This window comes from Serratia sp. 2880STDY5682894 (assembly GCF_001537385.1).
Classification (GTDB): domain Bacteria; phylum Pseudomonadota; class Gammaproteobacteria; order Enterobacterales; family Enterobacteriaceae; genus Serratia; species Serratia nevei.
Genome location: NZ_FCJA01000006.1, coordinates 253,725 through 272,273, shown reverse-complemented (window position 1 = coordinate 272,273; position 18,549 = coordinate 253,725). Strand labels below are relative to the sequence as shown.

18 protein-coding genes are annotated in these 18,549 nt (G+C 60.2%); 17 read left to right on the top strand and 1 reads right to left on the bottom strand.

The annotated features are described in order from the left end of the window. The first annotated feature begins 6 nt into the window (after positions 1–6). The 8 genes from lnt to AWX27_RS15655 all read left to right on the top strand — a co-directional run bounded on the left by lnt (position 7) and on the right by AWX27_RS15655 (position 7,718). A complete protein-coding gene (gene lnt / locus AWX27_RS15690) occupies positions 7–1,536 on the top strand; it encodes an apolipoprotein N-acyltransferase (RefSeq protein WP_060423584.1) in 1,530 nt (509 codons plus the stop codon). A gap of 392 nt (positions 1,537–1,928) precedes the next feature. Then, positions 1,929–2,825: an amino acid ABC transporter substrate-binding protein gene (locus AWX27_RS15685; protein WP_038877465.1), complete on the top strand. Its 897-nt coding sequence runs from the start codon at positions 1,929–1,931 to the stop codon at positions 2,823–2,825. Positions 2,826–3,037: 212 nt separating this feature from the next. After that, complete coding sequence (locus AWX27_RS15680; RefSeq protein WP_019454074.1) at positions 3,038–3,778, top strand: amino acid ABC transporter permease; 741 nt, start codon at positions 3,038–3,040, stop codon at positions 3,776–3,778. Next, positions 3,778–4,452, top strand: a complete 675-nt coding sequence (gene gltK, locus AWX27_RS15675) for a glutamate/aspartate ABC transporter permease GltK (protein WP_004939982.1) — start codon at positions 3,778–3,780, stop codon at positions 4,450–4,452. The genes AWX27_RS15680 and gltK overlap by 1 nt, the downstream gene beginning before the upstream one ends. Then, positions 4,452–5,177: an amino acid ABC transporter ATP-binding protein gene (locus AWX27_RS15670; RefSeq protein WP_019454076.1), complete on the top strand. Its 726-nt coding sequence runs from the start codon at positions 4,452–4,454 to the stop codon at positions 5,175–5,177. Before gltK ends, AWX27_RS15670 begins: the two co-directional genes overlap by 1 nt. A 194-nt stretch (positions 5,178–5,371) precedes the next feature. Continuing rightward, entirely contained in the window at positions 5,372–5,833 is a 462-nt protein-coding gene (locus AWX27_RS15665; RefSeq protein WP_060423582.1) for a hypothetical protein, read from the top strand. Between the two features lie 99 nt (positions 5,834–5,932). Beyond that, on the top strand, positions 5,933–6,865 hold the full coding sequence (gene rihA, locus AWX27_RS15660) for a pyrimidine-specific ribonucleoside hydrolase RihA (protein ID WP_060423580.1): 933 nt from the start codon (positions 5,933–5,935) through the stop codon (positions 6,863–6,865). A 148-nt stretch (positions 6,866–7,013) separates the two neighbouring features. After that, positions 7,014–7,718: an FMN-dependent NADH-azoreductase gene (locus AWX27_RS15655; protein WP_060423577.1), complete on the top strand. Its 705-nt coding sequence runs from the start codon at positions 7,014–7,016 to the stop codon at positions 7,716–7,718. 40 nt (positions 7,719–7,758) lie between these two features. Here AWX27_RS15655 and AWX27_RS15650 read toward each other — a convergent pair whose 3' ends face one another. Beyond that, complete coding sequence (locus AWX27_RS15650) at positions 7,759–8,241, bottom strand: zinc ribbon-containing protein (protein ID WP_025301844.1); 483 nt, start codon at positions 8,239–8,241, stop codon at positions 7,759–7,761. 285 nt (positions 8,242–8,526) lie between these two features. Here AWX27_RS15650 and leuS point away from each other — a divergent pair, with 285 nt between their 5' ends. From leuS to rlpA, 9 genes are all read left to right on the top strand, one after another. Beyond that, a complete protein-coding gene (leuS, locus tag AWX27_RS15645) occupies positions 8,527–11,109 on the top strand; it encodes a leucine--tRNA ligase (RefSeq protein ID WP_038877455.1) in 2,583 nt (860 codons plus the stop codon). A gap of 14 nt (positions 11,110–11,123) precedes the next feature. Next, entirely contained in the window at positions 11,124–11,684 is a 561-nt protein-coding gene (lptE, locus tag AWX27_RS15640) for an LPS assembly lipoprotein LptE (protein WP_060423573.1), read from the top strand. After that, positions 11,681–12,715 (top strand): DNA polymerase III subunit delta, encoded by a 1,035-nt coding sequence (gene holA, locus AWX27_RS15635; RefSeq protein WP_055316089.1) that lies wholly within the window; start codon positions 11,681–11,683, stop codon positions 12,713–12,715. The genes lptE and holA overlap by 4 nt, the downstream gene beginning before the upstream one ends. Then, positions 12,705–13,367: a nicotinate-nucleotide adenylyltransferase gene (gene nadD / locus AWX27_RS15630; protein WP_060423569.1), complete on the top strand. Its 663-nt coding sequence runs from the start codon at positions 12,705–12,707 to the stop codon at positions 13,365–13,367. Before holA ends, nadD begins: the two co-directional genes overlap by 11 nt. A gap of 194 nt (positions 13,368–13,561) precedes the next feature. Next, a complete protein-coding gene (gene rsfS, locus AWX27_RS15625; protein WP_016928774.1) occupies positions 13,562–13,879 on the top strand; it encodes a ribosome silencing factor in 318 nt (105 codons plus the stop codon). Positions 13,880–13,882: 3 nt separating this feature from the next. Then, positions 13,883–14,353 carry a 23S rRNA (pseudouridine(1915)-N(3))-methyltransferase RlmH gene (gene rlmH / locus AWX27_RS15620; protein ID WP_004940002.1) on the top strand — a complete coding sequence of 157 codons (471 nt, stop codon included), beginning with the start codon at positions 13,883–13,885 and terminating at the stop codon, positions 14,351–14,353. Between the two features lie 38 nt (positions 14,354–14,391). Beyond that, entirely contained in the window at positions 14,392–16,287 is a 1,896-nt protein-coding gene (gene mrdA, locus AWX27_RS15615; protein ID WP_060423566.1) for a peptidoglycan DD-transpeptidase MrdA, read from the top strand. Positions 16,288–16,295: 8 nt separating this feature from the next. Beyond that, positions 16,296–17,408 (top strand): peptidoglycan glycosyltransferase MrdB, encoded by a 1,113-nt coding sequence (gene mrdB / locus AWX27_RS15610; RefSeq protein WP_004940006.1) that lies wholly within the window; start codon positions 16,296–16,298, stop codon positions 17,406–17,408. A 10-nt stretch (positions 17,409–17,418) separates the two neighbouring features. Then, entirely contained in the window at positions 17,419–18,498 is a 1,080-nt protein-coding gene (rlpA, locus tag AWX27_RS15605) for an endolytic peptidoglycan transglycosylase RlpA (protein ID WP_060423563.1), read from the top strand. Positions 18,499–18,549 lie beyond the last annotated feature (51 nt).

Sequence of the window (18,549 nt, the reverse complement as noted above, 5' to 3'; positions counted from 1 at the left end):
TCCAACATGGCTAAAGCCTCATTACTTGAACGCCAGCGGGTTCGCGCCCTGCTGGCGCTGTTGTCAGGTGCCGGCGGGACGCTGGCGTTCTCGCCCTACGACTTCTGGCCCGCGGCCATCGTCTCCCTGTTCGGCCTGCTGGCCGTTACCCTCAATCGCACCACCAAACAGTCTGCCCTGCTCGGCTTTGTCTGGGGCTTCGGGCTGTTCGGCAGCGGCATCAACTGGGTGTATGTCAGCATCGCCGATTTCGGCGGCATGCCTTTCGCCGTCAACGTCTTCCTGGTGGTGCTGCTCGCCGCTTACCTGTCGCTGTATACCGGGCTGTTCGCCGGGCTGCTGACGCGCCTGTGGCCGGCCACCCGCTGGTGGCGGCTGGCCATCGCCGCGCCGGCGCTGTGGCAGGTGACCGAATTCCTGCGCGGCTGGGTGCTGACCGGCTTCCCGTGGCTGCAGTTCGGCTATAGCCAGATCAACGGCCCGCTGAAGGGCATCGCGCCGCTGCTGGGCGTCGACGCCATCACCTTTGTGCTGATGGCCATCGCCGGCCTGCTGGTGTACGCCGTCAATCAGCGCCGCCTGTCGGCTGCGATCATCGCCGCCGCGCTGCTGCTGTTGCCGTGGCCGCTGCGCCAGCTGCAGTGGTTTACTCCGCAGCCGGAGAAAGCGGTGAACGTCGCCATGGTGCAAGGCAACATCGCCCAGTCGATGAAATGGGATCCGAAAGCGCTGGTCAGCACGCTGCAAACCTATCTGGACGAAACCCGTCCGTACGTGGGCAAGGCGCCGATCGTCATCTGGCCGGAGTCTGCCATCCCGGATTATGAAGCCAACCAGAACGGCTTCCTGACCATGATGGACGACCTGATGCGGGCGAAGAACAGCAGCCTGATCACCGGCATCGTCGACGTGCGCGCCACGCCACAGGGCCAGCAGATCTACAACAGCGCCATCGTGCTCGGCGAACCGACGCCGTACAGCTACCCGGCCAAGGATCGCTACAACAAGCACCACCTGGTGCCGTTCGGCGAGTTCGTGCCGCTGGAAACCCTGCTGCGGCCGCTGGCGCCGTTCTTCGATCTGCCGATGTCCTCCTTCAGCCGCGGCGACTACGTGCAGCCGCAGCTCAGCGTACGCGGGTACAACCTGACGGCGGCCATCTGCTACGAAATCGTCCTGGGCCAGCAGGTACGCGATAACTTCCGCCCGGACACCAATTTCCTGCTGACCATCTCCAACGATGCCTGGTTCGGCCACTCTATCGGCCCGTGGCAGCACTTCCAGATGGCGCGCATGCGGGCGCTGGAGCTCGGCCGGCCGCTGCTGCGCAGCACCAACAACGGCGTTACCGCCGCGGTGGATGCGAACGGCGAGGTGATCGCCGAGATCCCGCAGTTTACCCGTCAGGTGCTCGAAGTGAAGGTCACGCCGACCACCGGCGTCACGCCTTACGCACGCTTCGGCGCCACGCCGCTGTGGGTGATAACCCTGCTGCTGGGCGGCTGGGCGCTGATGTTGGGCCTGCGCCGCAAATAGTCCTTCTCGCCGGGGCGCGCCCGCCGCGCCCCGCGTTCTCGTCACTGTCTCCTCCTTGGTCAGAAAACGCCGTTAAATCAACGCGGCTGGCACACTCCTTGCTTTAACTATGGTGACATCGCGCGCCGATTTACTTTTGCTGACGTTTTGTCGCACCTGTGCACATTTTGGGTGCATTGAGCGCACCACGCGGGGGCGTCAGGGTTTCGTTGCATTGATTTGGTGCGCGCGGCGTCTCAAAAAATGAAACATTTTAGTTTCAAGGTATTCACAATCGGTTATTTTTTAACGGCTATCCGTTCTAAGACTATCTTTATAACTTGAGCAATAAATAGTCGATTTAACCTGACGCTCTTTAGTCAGAGCCACCACAACAGCAAAGGAGTTGGACCATGCAAATGCGTAAATTGGCGTTATCGTTACTGCTGCTCGGTATGGCAGGTAGCGTGGCGCATGCGGAAGACCTGTCCGGTACGCTGAAGAAAATCAAAGACAACGGCGTGATCGTTGTCGGCCACCGCGAATCGTCAGTGCCCTTTTCCTACTACGACAACCAACAAAAAGTTGTGGGCTACTCTCAGGACTACTCCAACCAAATCGTTGAAGCTGTTAAGAAAAAACTTAATGCACCGAATCTGCAGGTGAAAATGCTGCCGATTACCTCGCAGAACCGCATCCCGCTGCTGCAAAACGGCACCTATGACTTCGAGTGCGGCTCCACCACCAATAACCTCGAGCGCCAAAAACAGGCCGCCTTCTCCGACACCATTTTCGTGGTCGGCACCCGTCTGCTGGTGAAAAAAGGCTCCGACATCAAAGACTTTAAAGACCTGGCCGGTAAACCGGTGGTGGTCACTTCCGGCACCACCTCCGAAGTGCTGCTGAACAAGCTGAACGACAGCGACAAAATGAACATGCGCATCATCAGCGCCAAAGACCACGGTGACTCCTTCCGCACCCTGGAAAGCGGCCGCGCGGTGGCCTTCATGATGGACGATGCCCTGCTGGCGGGCGAGCGCGCCAAGGCCAAGAAGCCGGATCAGTGGGAAATCATCGGCACGCCGCAGTCGAAAGAAGCCTACGGCTGCATGCTGCGCAAAGACGATCCTGAGTTCAAAAAGCTGGTCGATGACACCATCGCCCAGGCGCAAACCTCCGGTGAAGCGGCCAAGTGGTTTGACAAATGGTTCAAGCAGCCTATTCCACCGAAAAACCTCAACATGAACTTCGAACTGTCGGACGACATGAAACAGCTGTTCAAAGAGCCTAACGACAAAGCGTTGAACTAAATAGAACAAGAGCCGGGGCGGCCGCAGGCCAAACCGGCCCAGTTGATGACTGGGACAGACAGGTATGAGGGGGGCCGTTCCCCTCCCTCATTTTCCCCAACGCGCATCACCGATCTCCGCACACAACAAGCCAGCCAGACTGGCCGCACGGCGATCGGCGCTCATCAAGTCATCAATCTTCGGCGCCCTGCGCCCGTTTACCGGAGTTTGTTATGTCAATAGATTGGAACTGGGGTATCTTCCTGCAGCAGGCCCCGTTTGGGAACACCACTTACCTCGGCTGGATTTGGTCCGGCTTTCAGGTCACGGTGGCCCTCTCCGTCTGTGCATGGATTATCGCTTTCTTCGTCGGTTCGCTGTTCGGTATCTTGCGTACCGTGCCCAACCGCTTTCTTTCCGCCCTCGGCACCTGTTACGTCGAACTGTTCCGCAACGTGCCGCTGATCGTGCAATTCTTTACCTGGTATCTGGTGATCCCCGAGCTGTTGCCGGCCAATATCGGCACCTGGTTTAAAAGCGAGCTGGATCCCAACGTGCAGTTCTTCGTCTCCTCCATGCTCTGCCTGGGGCTGTTTACCGCCGCCCGCGTATGCGAGCAGGTGCGCGCCGCCATTCAGTCCCTGCCGCGCGGCCAGAAAGCCGCCGGGCTGGCGATGGGCCTGACGCTGCCGCAAACCTACCGCTACGTGCTGCTGCCGAACGCCTACCGGGTGATCGTGCCGCCGATGACCTCGGAAATGCTCAACCTGGTCAAAAACTCCGCCATCGCCTCCACCATCGGGCTGGTGGACATGGCCGCGCAGGCCGGCAAGCTGTTGGATTACTCCGCACACGCCTATGAATCCTTTACCGCCATCACGCTGGCTTATATCGGCATCAACGCCGTTATCATGCTGTTTATGCGTCTGGTCGAAAAGAAAGTGCAGTTGCCTGGCAACCTGGGGAGTAAATAATGTACGAATTTGACTGGGCGTCGATCGTCCCAAGCTTCCCTTATTTGCTGCAGGGCATGGTGATCACTCTGAAGATCACCGTGACCGCCATCGTGGTCGGCATTCTGTGGGGTACCGTGCTGGCGGTGATGCGTTTGTCGCCGTTCAAACCGATCAGCTGGTTCGCCACCCTGTACGTCAACCTGTTCCGCTCGGTGCCGCTGGTGATGGTGCTGCTGTGGTTCTATCTGGTGGTTCCAAGCTTATTACAACAGGTTCTAGGGTTATCGCCGAAAACCGATATTCGCCTGATCTCGGCTATGGTAGCCTTTTCCCTGTTTGAAGCGGCCTATTACTCGGAAATCATCCGCGCCGGCATTATCAGCATCTCGCGCGGCCAATCCTCCGCCGCGCTGGCGCTGGGCATGACCCATTGGCAATCCATGCGGCTGGTGATCCTGCCGCAGGCGTTTCGCGCCATGGTGCCGCTGCTGCTGACCCAGGGCATCGTACTGTTCCAGGATACCTCGCTGGTTTACGTACTGAGCCTGGCCGACTTCTTCCGCACTGCGTCGACCATCGGCGAACGCGACGGCACCCAGGTTGAAATGATCCTGTTCGCCGGCTTTGTCTATTTTGTTATCAGCCTCGCCGCCTCGGCGCTGGTAAGCTATTTGAAGAAAAGGACTGTTTGATGATATCCCTGAAAAATGTTTCTAAGTGGTACGGTCACTTTCAGGTGTTGACCGATTGCACCACCGAAGTGAAAAAAGGCGAAGTGGTCGTCGTCTGCGGTCCTTCAGGTTCCGGCAAGTCCACCCTGATCAAAACCGTCAACGGCCTCGAGCCGATCCAGCAGGGCGACATCCTGGTGAACGGCACGCCGGTCAACGACAAGAAAACCAACCTGGCGCAGCTGCGTGCCAAGGTCGGCATGGTGTTCCAACACTTCGAGCTGTTCCCGCACCTGTCTATCATCGACAACCTGACGCTGGCGCAGGTGAAAGTGCTCAAGCGCGACAAGACCGCCTCGCGCGAGAAGGGCCTGAAGCTGCTGGAGCGCGTCGGCCTCTCCGCCCATGCCAACAAGTTCCCCGGTCAGCTGTCCGGCGGCCAGCAGCAGCGCGTCGCCATCGCCCGCGCGCTGTGCATGGATCCTATCGCCATGCTGTTCGATGAACCGACCTCGGCGCTCGATCCGGAAATGATCAACGAAGTGCTGGACGTCATGGTCGAACTGGCGAACGAAGGCATGACCATGATGGTGGTGACCCACGAAATGGGCTTCGCCCGTAAGGTGGCGAATCGGGTGATATTTATGGACGAAGGCAAAATCGTCGAAGACCGCAACAAAGACGATTTCTTCAACAACCCCGAGTCCGAGCGCGCCAAGGACTTCCTGGCCAAGATCCTGCACTGATCGCGCAGTGCCCTAAACCCAAGCGCCCCAAGGGGCGCTTGTTTTTCGGCACCCATGCGCCTGAATGCCTCTCATTGCCGTCTCAACAAAGTTAGGATTTATCTTAAACTCCCCGTCGCGATGACCGTAAATAACGCGCGATCCTGCAGGCTGTCCTACCTTTGATGATTAACTCACCCACCAGAGAGGCTGGCATGATTCAACTGGTACAAGCGGAGTACAGCATCAAATCCGGTTATCCGATTGTTCGACGCACGTTGGAAGACAAGAAGAAACTGATTGAAAAACCGGGTTTCGGGCCTGAGTCCTGTTGCGCCACCATCGAATACCAGCTGCGCGGCAGCACTCGCTATGCCTTTGGCAATAGCCAGATGAAAATGGAGATGCCGCCGGATATCTACACCCATAACTGGGTCAAGCTACATGCCGAAATGGCCGCGCTGGTTGCGGCGATAAGGCGCATCGAACGCTTTGACGCCGATAAGGAGCAGGTGCCGATCACCAACGTGTATATCGAGCTGCGCCCCTGCGAGGCCAACTGCATGCAGGCACTGCAAAATATCTTGCCCGACGGCACTACCGTCTATTACTCCTTCTTGCACCCAACCGAGGTGGAAGAATGGAAACGCAGCGCTCATGAACTCTGCGGTGTCTGAACGCCTTATCCCGTCGCGCAAACGCCCGGCACTAAAAGCGCTTGTTTCTCCCCGGTTTTGATCCGATGCTCGCTGGATAACAAACAGAGGAGAAAGAACATGCCCCGCCCTATTATCATCGATTGCGATCCCGGCCTCGACGACGCCATCGCGCTGGCTATGGCGCTGCGTTCGCCGGAGCTGGACGTCAAAGCCATCACCACCTCCGCCGGCAACCAGACGCCGGAGAAAACCCTGCATAACGCGCTGGGTCTGTTGACCCTGATGCAGCGCGAGGACATACCGGTCGCCGCCGGTGCCGGCGGCCCGCTAATGCGCGAACTGGTGATCGCCGACTATGTCCACGGCAAAACCGGCATGGGCAACACCCACCTGCCGACGCCGACAATCAAGCCCGATCCCCGCGGCGCCGTCGAGCTGATCGCCGACCTGCTGCGCGCCAGCCCGCAGCCGATAACCCTAGTGGTGACTGGCCCAATGACCAACATCGCTCTGCTGTTGGCCCAACATGCCGAGCTGAAAAGCCGCATCGAGCGCATCGTATTTATGGGCGGCGGCATGAACGCCGGCAATACCACGCCGGTCGCGGAGTTCAACATCTTCGTCGACCCCGAAGCCGCCGAAATGGTGCTGAAATCCGGCGTGCCGCTGACCATGGCCGGGCTGAACGTCACCCATCAGGCGCTGGTGTTGCCGCAGGATATCGAGCGCATTCGCCAGATAGACAATCCGGTCGCGCAAGGGGTCGCGGAGATGCTCGATTTTTACCTGCCGCTGTACCTCAGCCATCCGCGCGGCCTGCCCGGCGCGGCGATGCACGATCCCTGCACCATCGCCTGGCTGCTGGCGCCGCAGCTGTTTACCGGCGTAGAGCGCTGGGTGGGGGTGGAAACCAAAGGGGAATACACCGTCGGCATGACGGTGGTGGACTATTTCCAGCAAACCGGCAACGCGGCCAACGTGGAAGTGCTGACCGGCATCAACCGCGAAGGCTTTATCGAGCTGCTGGCCGAGCGCGTAGCGCGTTATTGATCCCATCGGGGCGCGCTCGCGCCCCTCATTCAAGTTTTTTGATTTAACTCAGCGAATTTTTGCGCTATCACTGTTCCTGGCTTGCCTCTACCATGCGTTTACACCTACTGACATCGTTACCGATTAGACTTCGCCTGGAGATAAGCCAATGAGCCGCGTACTGGTCCTGAAATCAAGCATTCTGGGTGAATATTCCCAGTCTGGAAAATTAGTCGATTTTTTTGTTGAACAATGGCGTGAAACTCACCCTGAAGACACATTCACCGTGCGCGATTTGGCCAACCCGACCCTGCCGGAGCTGGATGGCGAAGTGATGGCCGGTTTTACCGCCGGCGACAAGCCGCTGACGCCGCACCAGCAAAGCACCCTGGCGCTGTCCGATGAGCTGATTGCCGAACTGAAGTCGCACGACACGCTGATCATCAGCGCCCCAATGTACAACTTCAACATCCCGACACAGCTGAAGATCTACTTCGATCTGATCGCCCGCGCCGGCCAGACGTTCCGCTATACCTCCGCCGGCGCCGAAGGGCTGGTGACGGGCAAGAAAGCGATCGTCATCTCCAGCCGCGGCGGCATCCACGCCGACACGCCGACGGATCTGATCACGCCGTACGTGAAGCTGTTCCTGGGCTTTATCGGCATCACCGACGTTGAGTTCGTGCTGGCGGAAGGCTTCGCCTACGGCCCGGAAGCGGCAGAGAAAGCCGCCCAGGACAGCCGCATCGCGGTCGCGCAGAAAATCCCGGCTGGCGTTGCCATAGCGGCCAGCGCACCGGCGCAGGCGCAAGCCGCCCCGGCAGCCGTCAGCGGCGGTTTCCTGAGCAACCTGCTGAAGAAACTGTTCCGTTAAATGCCGGCCTTAGCGTTCCCCGCCGCAGCGGGGAACGTCATCAAGGTTCAAACGGCCGGCGCTGGAACTGGTCGTGACCGCATTTCGGGCAGAGCGGCAACACCTCCGGCGTGTAGAACGCCAGGTGGTAATGGCACTGCTCGCACACCAGATTGCCCAGCCCCACCACTTCACCGCTGTGGTAAACGCCGTGGTGGCTGACATCCTTGAACACTTCGCGCCACTCCAGCTGGGTTTTGTCGGTGATATCCGCCAGTTCCTGCCACAGGCTCTCTTTGATCACCCGCATAAACACGCTGTCGGTAAACTCATCCCGGCTTTCCTGATAGCTGCGGGCGAACTCTTCCAGATCGCGTCGCACCGCCTGCGTCACCTGCCGCACTTCGTCGCGGGTCAGATCTTCGGCCTCGTTCAACCGCCGCTCCGCGCTGGCCACCAGTTCGTCGATATCGCGTTCACCGTTTTTCAGGCGTTCGGTCAGCGATGCCACCAATTCGCGGTAATACTGAGCAACCTTGTTCATAGACTCTCCTCGATAAACGCTGCGCCGGACTTGGCTGTAGGGATACCCCTAAGCTACTTGTTCTTATTTTAGCCGTAAATGACTGATGTCACTTGGCAAGACGCGGGATCCGCAGGTTGTGAGCCGCGTCATGGCGGCGTTTTTTTTAAATGCGCCGAGTCAGGCGCTTGGAGTTGTTGCCGGGAGGTCTTATCAGCTATGCTATGCGGATCTACGAATACTAAATGTTCATTGCGTTGCCTCTGACCGGGGCAACGGTTTACACCTACAGGACCACCGGCCGCCATGCAAGAGCAATACCGTCCAGAAGACATAGAATCGAACGTACAGCTTCACTGGCAAGAGAAGCAGACTTTCAAAGTTACCGAAGACGACAGCAAGGAAAAGTACTACTGCCTATCCATGCTGCCTTACCCGTCCGGCCGACTGCACATGGGCCACGTTCGTAACTACACTATCGGCGACGTGATCTCGCGCTATCAGCGCATGCTGGGCAAAAACGTACTGCAGCCGATCGGCTGGGATGCGTTCGGCCTGCCGGCGGAAGGCGCGGCGGTGAAAAACAACACCGCACCAGCCCCGTGGACCTACGACAACATCGAATACATGAAGAACCAGCTGAAACTGCTGGGCTTCGGCTACGACTGGGATCGCGAAATCGCCACCTGCCAGCCGGAATACTACCGCTGGGAACAGTGGTTCTTCACCAAGCTGTATGAAAAAGGCCTGGTCTACAAGAAGACCTCGGCGGTGAACTGGTGCCCGCACGATCTGACCGTGCTGGCCAACGAACAGGTTATCGACGGCTGCTGCTGGCGCTGCGACACCAAGGTCGAGCGTAAAGAGATCCCGCAGTGGTTCATCAAAATCACCGCCTACGCCGATCAGCTGCTGAACGATCTGGACACGCTTGAAAGCTGGCCAGAGCAGGTGAAAACCATGCAGCGCAACTGGATTGGCCGCTCCGAAGGCGTGGAAATCACCTTCGACGTGGCGGACAGCGAAGAGAAGCTGACGGTTTACACTACCCGTCCCGACACCTTCATGGGCGCTACCTACGTGGCGGTCGCCGCGGGCCACCCGCTGGCGCAACAGGGCGCGCGCAATAACCCGGCGCTGACCGACTTCATCGACGAATGCCGCAACACCAAAGTTGCCGAAGCCGAAATGGCGACGATGGAGAAGAAAGGCATGCCGACCGGCCTGTTCGTTGTCCACCCGTTGAGCGGCGAGAAGCTGCCGGTGTGGGTCGCCAACTTCGTGCTGATGGAATACGGCACCGGCGCCGTGATGGCGGTACCGGCGCACGACCAGCGCGACTGGGAATTCGCCACCAAATACGATTTGCCGATCAAACCGGTGATCCTGAACCTCGACGGCAGCCGACCTGACGTGAGCGCCGAAGCGATGACCGACAAAGGCGCGCTGTTCAACTCCGGCGAATTCGACGGCCTGGACAACGAAGCGGGCTTCAACGCCATCGCCGACAAACTGGTCGCCAAGGGCGTAGGCCAGCGCAAGGTCAACTACCGCCTGCGCGATTGGGGCGTCTCCCGTCAGCGTTACTGGGGCGCGCCAATCCCGATGGTGACGCTGGAAGACGGCACCGTGATGCCGACGCCGGAAGATCAGCTGCCGGTGATCCTGCCGGAAGACGTGGTTATGGACGGCATCACCAGCCCGATCAAGGCCGATCCTGAGTGGGCGAAGACCACCGTCGACGGCCAACCTGCGCTGCGTGAAACCGACACCTTCGACACCTTTATGGAGTCTTCCTGGTACTACGCGCGCTACACCTGCCCGCAGTATGATCAGGGTATGCTGGATCCGGCCGCCGCCAACTACTGGCTGCCGGTCGATCAATATATCGGCGGTATCGAACACGCCATCATGCACCTGATGTACTTCCGCTTCTTCCACAAGCTGATGCGCGATGCAGGCCTGGTGGATTCCGACGAGCCGGCCAAGCGTCTGCTGTGTCAGGGCATGGTGCTGGCCGACGCCTTCTACTACACCGGCAACAGCGGCGAGCGCGTCTGGGTATCTCCGGTTGACGCCACCGTCGAACGTGACGACAAGGGCCGCATCATCAAGGCCACCGATCCGCAAGGCCGTGAACTGGTCTATGCTGGCATGAGCAAAATGTCGAAGTCGAAGAACAACGGCATCGACCCACAGGAAATGGTGGAAAAATACGGCGCGGACACCGTGCGTCTGTTCATGATGTTCGCTTCACCGGCAGAAATGACGCTGGAGTGGCAGGAATCCGGCGTGGAAGGGGCTAACCGCTTCCTGAAACGCGTGTGGAAACTGGCCTACGATCACGTGGAAAAAGGCGCGGTACAGCCGCTCGACGTAGCGGCGCTGAACGAAGATCAGAAAGCGCTGCGCCGCGATCTGCACAAAACCATCGCCAAGGTAACCGACGATATCGGCCGCCGTCAGACCTTCAACACCGCGATCGCCGCCGTGATGGAGCTGATGAACAAACTGGCCCGCGCGCCGCAGGAGAGCGAGCAGGATCGCGCGCTGCTGCAGGAAGCGCTGCTGGCCGTGGTTCGCATGCTGTACCCGTTCACCCCGCACGTGTGCTTCACCCTGTGGCAGGCGCTGGGCGGCGAAGGCGACGTGGACACCGCGCCATGGCCGGTTGCCGACGAACAGGCGATGGTCGAAGACTCCAAGCTGGTGGTGGTGCAGGTGAACGGCAAGGTTCGCGCTAAAATCACCGTATCTGCCGATGCGACCGAAGAGCAGGTGCGCGCGCGCGCTGCCGAAGAGCATCTGGTGGCTAAATATCTGGACGGCGTCACGATTCGCAAAGTGATCTACGTTCCGGGCAAACTGCTTAACCTGGTTGTGGGTTAACACAAGGAGGAGTTGTGCGACAACGTATTCTGACGCTGTTGCTGGGGTTGGCGGTGCTGGTCACCGCCGGCTGCGGTTTTCACCTGCGTGGCACCACGCAGGTGCCGAATGAAATGAAAACGCTGATCCTGGACAGTTCGGATCCTTACGGCCCGTTGACGCGCGCGGTGCGTGAGCAGCTGCGTCTTAACGAAGTGACTATCGTCAGCGATCCGAAACGTAAAGACGTGCCTTCCCTGCGCATCGTCGGCGCAACGGAAAGCCAGGATACCGCTTCTATCTTCCAGGACGGTAAAACCGCCGAGTACCAGCTGGTGCTGACCGTGCAGGCGCAAGTGCTGATCCCGGGCCATGACCTGTATCCGCTGTCGGTGAAAGTGTTCCGTTCCTTCTTCGATAACCCGCTGACCGCGCTGGCCAAGGACTCCGAACAGGATATCATTCGCCAGGAAATGCGTGAGCAGGCGGCGCAACAGCTGGTGCGCAAACTGCTGACCGTGCATGCGGCGGAAGAAGAGAACCGGCAGAAAGCCGCTGCCGCCGGCGAACGAGCGGCAAGCCAAACCGCACAATGATCCGCATTTATCCGGAACAACTTGCCGCGCAGCTCCGAGAGGGGCTGCGCGCTTGTTATTTATTGAGCGGCAATGAACCGCTGTTGCTGCAGGAAAGCCAGGATTTGCTCCGGCAGGCCGCGCAACAGCAGCAGTTCAGTGAGCACTACAGCATTTCCCTTGACGCCCATACCGACTGGGACGCCATCTTCGGCATCTGCCAGGCGATGAGCCTGTTCGCCAGCCGCCAGACGCTGCTGCTGATCTTCCCGGAAAACGGCCCGACGGCGCCGATCGGCGAACAGCTGACCAAACTCGCCACGCTGCTGCACGAGGATATTCTGCTGATCCTGCGCGGCCCGCGCCTCACCAAAGCGCAGGAAAACAGCGCCTGGTTCAAGGCGCTCAGCCCGCACGGTGCCCTCGTCAGTTGCCAGACGCCGGAACAGGCGCAGCTGCCGCGCTGGGTCGCCACGCGCGCCAAGGCGATGAAGCTGGAGCTGGACGACGCCGCCAATCAGCTGCTGTGCTACTGCTACGAAGGCAACCTGCTGGCGCTGTCGCAGGCGCTGGAGCGGCTGTCGCTGCTGCACCCGGACGGCAAGCTCACGCTGCCGCGCGTCGAACAGGCGGTGAACGACGCCGCCCACTTCACGCCGTTCCACTGGCTGGATGCCCTGCTGGCCGGCAAAAGCAAGCGCGCCTGGCATATCTTGCAGCAGCTGCAGCAAGAGGACGTGGAGCCGGTGATCCTGCTGCGCACTCTGCAGCGCGAACTGCTGCTGCTGCTGACGCTGCAGCGCCGCATGGCTTCCGCGCCGCTGCGCACGCTGTTCGATCAGCACAAGGTCTGGCAGAATCGCCGCCCGCTGGTGACCCAGGCGTTGCAACGCCTGTCCGGCCCCCAGCTACAGCAGGCGGTACAGCTGCTGACGCAAATCGAGCTGACCCTCAAGCAGGACTATGGCCAGTCGGTCTGGCCGGAACTGGAAACCCTGTCGATGCTGCTGTGCGGCAAACCCCTGGCCACGAGTTTTAGCGATGCCCACTAATCCGGAACACCCCACCGTTTTGCACGCGCTGTTCGGCGGCACCTTTGACCCGATCCACTACGGCCACCTGCGGCCGGTGGAAGCGTTGGCCGCCGAAGTGGGCCTGAATCGCGTCACGCTGCTGCCTAACCACGTGCCGCCGCACCGCCCGCAGCCGGAGGCCACTGCGCAGCAGCGCCTGAAGATGGTGGAGCTGGCGATCGCCGGCAACCCGCTGTTTGCGGTCGACGATCGCGAACTGCACCGCACAACTCCCTCCTACACCATCGAGACGTTGGAAACGATTCGTAAAGAGCGTGGCGCCGCCCAGCCGCTGGCGTTTATTATTGGCCAGGACTCGCTGCTGACGCTGCATAAGTGGCACCGCTGGCAGGCGCTGTTGGACGTCTGCCATCTGCTGGTGCTGGCGCGCCCGGGCTATAACGATCGCATGGACACGCCGGAGCTGCAGCAGTGGCTGGAACGCCATCGCACCGCCGACCCGGCGCTGCTCAGCCGTCGCCCACACGGCCATATCTATTTGGCCGATACGCCGGAGCTGGAAATTTCCGCCACCGAGATTCGCCAGCGCCGCCATCAGGGCCTCAACTGCGACGACCTGCTGCCACGCCCGGTGCAGCGCTACATCGAGTTGCAGGGTTTATATCGCTAGCGAAAGGTGCGTGATATACTGCGCCGCTATTTTTCAGGTATCCGCTGAAAACCCCGGAAACCTTAGCTGGCCGGGCAGTCACCAGTTAGCTGGCTTTCAGCGGCAGCCTGCCGAAACCATTATCCGGTTACGCCGCGGCGCGCGCATTTTGCCCGCCGCAGCCGACTGAACAGAACACACCCGAGGGGGAACCTTTGCAAGGTAAAGCGCTCCAAGATTTCGTCATCGATAAAATCGATGACCTGAAAGGCCAAGACATTATCGCTCTGGACGTCCAGGGCAAATCCAGCATCACCGATTGCATGATCATCTGCACCGGCACCTCGACTCGCCACGTGATGTCGATCGCCAGCCACGTGGTGCAGGAATCCCGTGCCGCAGGCATGGAGCTGTACGGCATGAAAGGCCAGGAAGCCTCCGACTGGATCGTGGTCGATCTGGGCGAAGTGATCGTGCACGTGATGCAGGAAGAGAGCCGTCGCCTGTACGAGCTGGAAAAACTCTGGAGCTAAGCGGTGAAACTGCAATTGGTGGCGGTCGGCACCAAAATGCCAGACTGGGTGCAAACCGGCTTTATGGATTACCTGCACCGCTTTCCCAAAGATATGCCGTTTGAGCTGACCGAGATCCCAGCAGGCAAACGCGGCAAAAACGCCGACATCAAGCGCATTCTGGACAAAGAAGGCGAACAGATGCTGGCGGCGGTGGGCAAAGGCAACCGCATCGTTACGCTGGATATCCCAGGCACGCCGTGGGAAACGCCGCAGCTGGCGCAGCAGCTTGAGCGCTGGAAGCAGGATGGCCGTAACGTCAGCTTGCTGATCGGCGGCCCGGAAGGGTTGGCGCCCGCCTGCAAAGCCGCTGCCGAGCAGAGCTGGTCACTTTCTCCGTTGACATTGCCGCATCCTTTGGTGCGCGTCCTGGTGGCCGAAAGCCTCTACCGCGCCTGGAGTATTACTACAAATCATCCTTACCACCGGGAATAGCCGGTGGTGACCGTGACAGAGTGAAATAAAGCAGCGGGATGAAAATAGAACGTAACCCTTTTCGCGACTATACGGCTGAATCCGCCCTGTTTGTACGCCGCGCCCTGGTGGCGTTCTTGGTCATCCTGGTGCTGTCCGGCATCCTGATCGCCAACCTGTATAATCTGCAAGTGGTCCGCGTCGAGGATTACCGCACCCGCTCCAACGAAAACCGCATCAAGCTGGTGCCTATCGCGCCCAGCCGCGGCATTATCTACGATCGCAACGGCACCCCGCTGGCGCTCAACCGCACCATTTATCAGCTGGAGCTGATGCCGGAGAAGGTTGACGATCTCAAAGCCACGCTGCAGGCGCTGCGCACGGTGGTAGACCTGACCGACGACGACATCACCAATTTCGAAAAAGAGCGCAAGCGTTCGCGCCGTTTCGTCTCCATTCCGGTGAAAACCGCGCTGACCGAAGTGCAGGTCGCCCGCTTTGCGGTCAATCAGTTCCGCTTCCCCGGTGTGGAAGTGAAAGGCTACCAGCGCCGCTACTACCCTTACGGCTCCGCCCTCACCCACGTCACCGGCTACGTGTCGAAAATCAACGACCGCGACGTCGAACGCCTGGACAAAGACGGCAAACTGGCCAACTACGCCGCGACCCACGACATTGGCAAGCTGGGCATCGAACGCTATTACGAAGACACGCTGCACGGCAAAACCGGCTACGAAGAGGTCGAGGTCAACAACCGCGGCCGGGTGATCCGCCAATTGCACGAGCAGCCGCCTTCCGCCGGTCAGGACGTCTACCTGACGCTCGATCTCAACCTGCAGCGCTATATCGAGCAGCTGCTGGTAGGCAGCCGCGCCGCGGTGGTGGTGAGCGATCCGCGCACCGGCGCCATTCTGGCGATGGTGTCCAACCCGAGTTACGATCCGAACCTGTTCGTGGACGGCATTTCCAGCAAGGACTATCAGGGGCTGCTGAACGATCCGAATCGCCCACTGATCAACCGCGCCACGCAGGGGGTTTACCCGCCCGCGTCGACGGTGAAGCCTTACATCGCGGTGTCGGCGCTCAGCGCCGGGGTGATCACCAAGAACACCGTGGTGTTCGATCCCGGCTGGTGGCAGCTGCCCGGCTCGGAAAAACGCTTCCGCGACTGGAAAAAATGGGGCCACGGCCGGCTGAACGTCACCAAGGCGCTGGAAGAGTCCGCAGATACCTATTTCTATCAGGTCGCCTATGACATGGGGATCGACCGGCTGTCGACCTGGCTGACCAAATTCGGTTACGGCCAGTACACCGGCATCGATCTGTCCGAAGAGCGCTCCGGCCTGATGCCGACGCGCGAATGGAAGCTGAAGCGCTATAAAAAGCCGTGGTATCAGGGCGACACCATTCCGGTGGGCATCGGCCAGGGTTACTGGACCGCCACGCCGATCCAGATGGCCAAGGCGCTGAACACCCTGATCAACGACGGCACCGTCAAAACGCCGCACCTGCTGCAGAGCACCCGCGTCAACGGCGCGCTGGTGCCGTTCAAACAGGAAGAAGACACGCAGATCGGCGATATTCACTCCGGCTTCTGGGAAATCGCCAAAGACGGCATGTACGGGGTGGCCAACCGTCCGAACGGGACGGCGCGCAAATACTTTGCGGACGCCCCTTACAAAGCCGCGGCGAAATCGGGTACCGCACAGGTATTCGGCTACGAAACTTACAACGCCCATAAACTGGCGGAGCACCTGCGCGATCACAAGCTGATGACCGCCTTCGCGCCGTTCAACAATCCGACGGTGTCGGTCGCCATCATTCTGGAAAACGGCGGCGCCGGTCCGGCGGTGGGCACCATCACCCGCCAGATCCTCGACCATATTCTGCTGGGCGACAACAATACGCAATTGCCAAGCGAGGCCCCACTGCCGCCTGGCGTAGAAGGTGACTAAGGTAGAACATGACTGAAAGCCAACAAAAAGGCTCGATCTGGACCAAAATCCACATCGACCCGACGTTCCTGCTGCTGATCCTGGCCCTGCTGGTCTACAGCGCCTTCGTGATGTGGAGCGCCAGCGGCCAGGACATCGGCATGATGGAGCGCAAGATCGGGCAGATCGTCATGGGGCTGATCGTGATGGCCGTCATGGCGCAAATCCCGCCGCGCGTATACGAAAGCTGGGCGCCCTATCTGTATATCTTCTGCGTGATTTTGCTGATCCTGGTGGACGCCTTCGGGCAGATCAGTAAAGGCGCGCAGCGCTGGCTGGATCTCGGCGTGGTGCGCTTCCAGCCGTCGGAAATCGCCAAGATCGCCGTGCCGCTGATGGTAGCGCGCTTTATGAACCGCGACGTCTGCCCGCCTTCGCTGAAAAACACCGCCATCGCCCTGGTGCTGATCTTCCTGCCGACGCTGCTGGTGGCCGCGCAGCCGGATCTGGGCACCTCGATCCTCATCGCCGCCTCCGGCCTGTTCGTGCTGTTCCTTTCGGGCATGAGCTGGAAACTGATCGCCGTCGCCGCCGTCGCGCTGGCGGCCTTTATCCCGGTGCTGTGGTTCTTCCTGATGCACGGTTATCAACGCGACCGCGTGATGATGCTGCTCGATCCGGAAAGCGACCCGCTCGGCGCCGGCTACCACATCATTCAGTCGAAGATTGCCATCGGCTCCGGCGGCCTGTCCGGCAAGGGCTGGCTGCACGGCACCCAGTCGCAGCTGGAGTTCCTGCCAGAACGCCATACCGACTTTATCTTCGCCGTGTTGGCCGAAGAGCTGGGGCTGATCGGGGTGTTGGTGCTGCTGGCGCTTTACCTGCTGGTGATCATTCGCGGGCTGATGATCGCCGCCAAGGCGCAAACCACCTTCGGCCGCGTGATGGTCGGCGGCTTGATGCTGATTTTGTTCGTTTATGTCTTTGTTAACATCGGTATGGTCAGTGGCATTTTGCCGGTAGTTGGCGTACCTTTGCCTCTGGTCAGTTACGGGGGTTCGGCGCTGATAGTGTTGATGGCCGGTTTCGGCATCATCATGTCGATCCACACGCATCGGAAAATGCTGTCTAAAAGTTTATAAGAGGTGAGTAATGCGTAAGGAATGGCTTTGGATCGGCGTCGCGGCGGTGTTGCTCTCCGCCTGTACCGCCCCGACCACGGAACAGCAGGCGCCACAGCAGCCGTACAACGGCCCGGTGGTGGAAATCGGTGGCGTCGAGCCTCAATATGAACCCTATAACCCTAATAACATGCAGGATTATAAGGTTAATGGCGATACTTACCGCATCGTAAAAGATCCGCAGAACTTCTCGCAGACCGGCCTGGCGGCCTGGTATGGCGAAGAAGCCAACGGCAATACCACCGCCCTGGGCGAGCAGTTCGATCCGAACGGCCTGACCGCGGCGCACCCGACCTTGCCGATCCCTAGCTATGTACGTGTCACCAACCTGGCCAACGGCCGTCAGTTGGTGGTGCGCGTCAACGATCGCGGGCCTTACACCAAGGGCCGCATCATCGATCTGTCGAAAGCCGCCGCCGATCGCCTCAACCTGTCCAACAACACCAAGGTCAAAGTCGATTTCATCAACGTGGCGCCGGACGGCACGCTAAGCGGCCCGGGCACCATCGGCACCATCGTGGCGAAACAGAGCTACGCCCTGCCGGCACGCCCGGATCTCGGCTCCAGCGGCATGGGCACCCCGATCCAACAGGACGTGCCGGTCGCCAGCGGCGCGGCGGTGCGCCCGATCGATAACAGCACCCTGCGCACCGACGACAACAACGCGCCAGCCGCCGGCGGCAACGCAACCGGCGGCCGCAGCGGTTTCCTCGGCGCGCCAAGCGCTGTACCGGCCGGCGTGCTGGAAGGATCAGAACCTGAAGCCGTGGCCGCACCGGTCGCGGCCGGCGCCGCGGCTGCCGGCATGGCTGCCGCGTCTTCCTCCGGCGGCTATGTGGTGCAGGTCGGTGCGCTGAGCAGCGCCGAGCGCGCCCAGAGCTGGCAGCAAAGCCTGAGCCAGCAGTTTGGCGTGCCGGGCAAAGTGGCGGCTAACGGCAACGTTTATCGCGTCCAGCTCGGCCCGTTCAGCAGCCGTCAGCAGGCGGCCCAGCTGCAGCAACGCCTGGCCAGCGAAGCGCAACAACAGTCTTTCGTTACTGCTGCACCCTAAGCGTTAAGCCCGGCGGGCATTCGCGGCTGATAAGCGGTTATTTAGCTGAAA

Coding starts and splice junctions, on each gene's coding strand:
- lnt (WP_060423584.1), top strand. CDS start 7: ATGGCTAAAGCCTCATTACTTGAACGCCAGCGGGTTCGCGCCCTGCTG.
- AWX27_RS15685 (WP_038877465.1), top strand. CDS start 1,929: ATGCAAATGCGTAAATTGGCGTTATCGTTACTGCTGCTCGGTATGGCA.
- AWX27_RS15680 (WP_019454074.1), top strand. CDS start 3,038: ATGTCAATAGATTGGAACTGGGGTATCTTCCTGCAGCAGGCCCCGTTT.
- gltK (WP_004939982.1), top strand. CDS start 3,778: ATGTACGAATTTGACTGGGCGTCGATCGTCCCAAGCTTCCCTTATTTG.
- AWX27_RS15670 (WP_019454076.1), top strand. CDS start 4,452: ATGATATCCCTGAAAAATGTTTCTAAGTGGTACGGTCACTTTCAGGTG.
- AWX27_RS15665 (WP_060423582.1), top strand. CDS start 5,372: ATGATTCAACTGGTACAAGCGGAGTACAGCATCAAATCCGGTTATCCG.
- rihA (WP_060423580.1), top strand. CDS start 5,933: ATGCCCCGCCCTATTATCATCGATTGCGATCCCGGCCTCGACGACGCC.
- AWX27_RS15655 (WP_060423577.1), top strand. CDS start 7,014: ATGAGCCGCGTACTGGTCCTGAAATCAAGCATTCTGGGTGAATATTCC.
- AWX27_RS15650 (WP_025301844.1), bottom strand. CDS start 8,241: ATGAACAAGGTTGCTCAGTATTACCGCGAATTGGTGGCATCGCTGACC.
- leuS (WP_038877455.1), top strand. CDS start 8,527: ATGCAAGAGCAATACCGTCCAGAAGACATAGAATCGAACGTACAGCTT.
- holA (WP_055316089.1), top strand. CDS start 11,681: ATGATCCGCATTTATCCGGAACAACTTGCCGCGCAGCTCCGAGAGGGG.
- nadD (WP_060423569.1), top strand. CDS start 12,705: ATGCCCACTAATCCGGAACACCCCACCGTTTTGCACGCGCTGTTCGGC.
- mrdA (WP_060423566.1), top strand. CDS start 14,392: ATGAAAATAGAACGTAACCCTTTTCGCGACTATACGGCTGAATCCGCC.
- mrdB (WP_004940006.1), top strand. CDS start 16,296: ATGACTGAAAGCCAACAAAAAGGCTCGATCTGGACCAAAATCCACATC.
- rlpA (WP_060423563.1), top strand. CDS start 17,419: ATGCGTAAGGAATGGCTTTGGATCGGCGTCGCGGCGGTGTTGCTCTCC.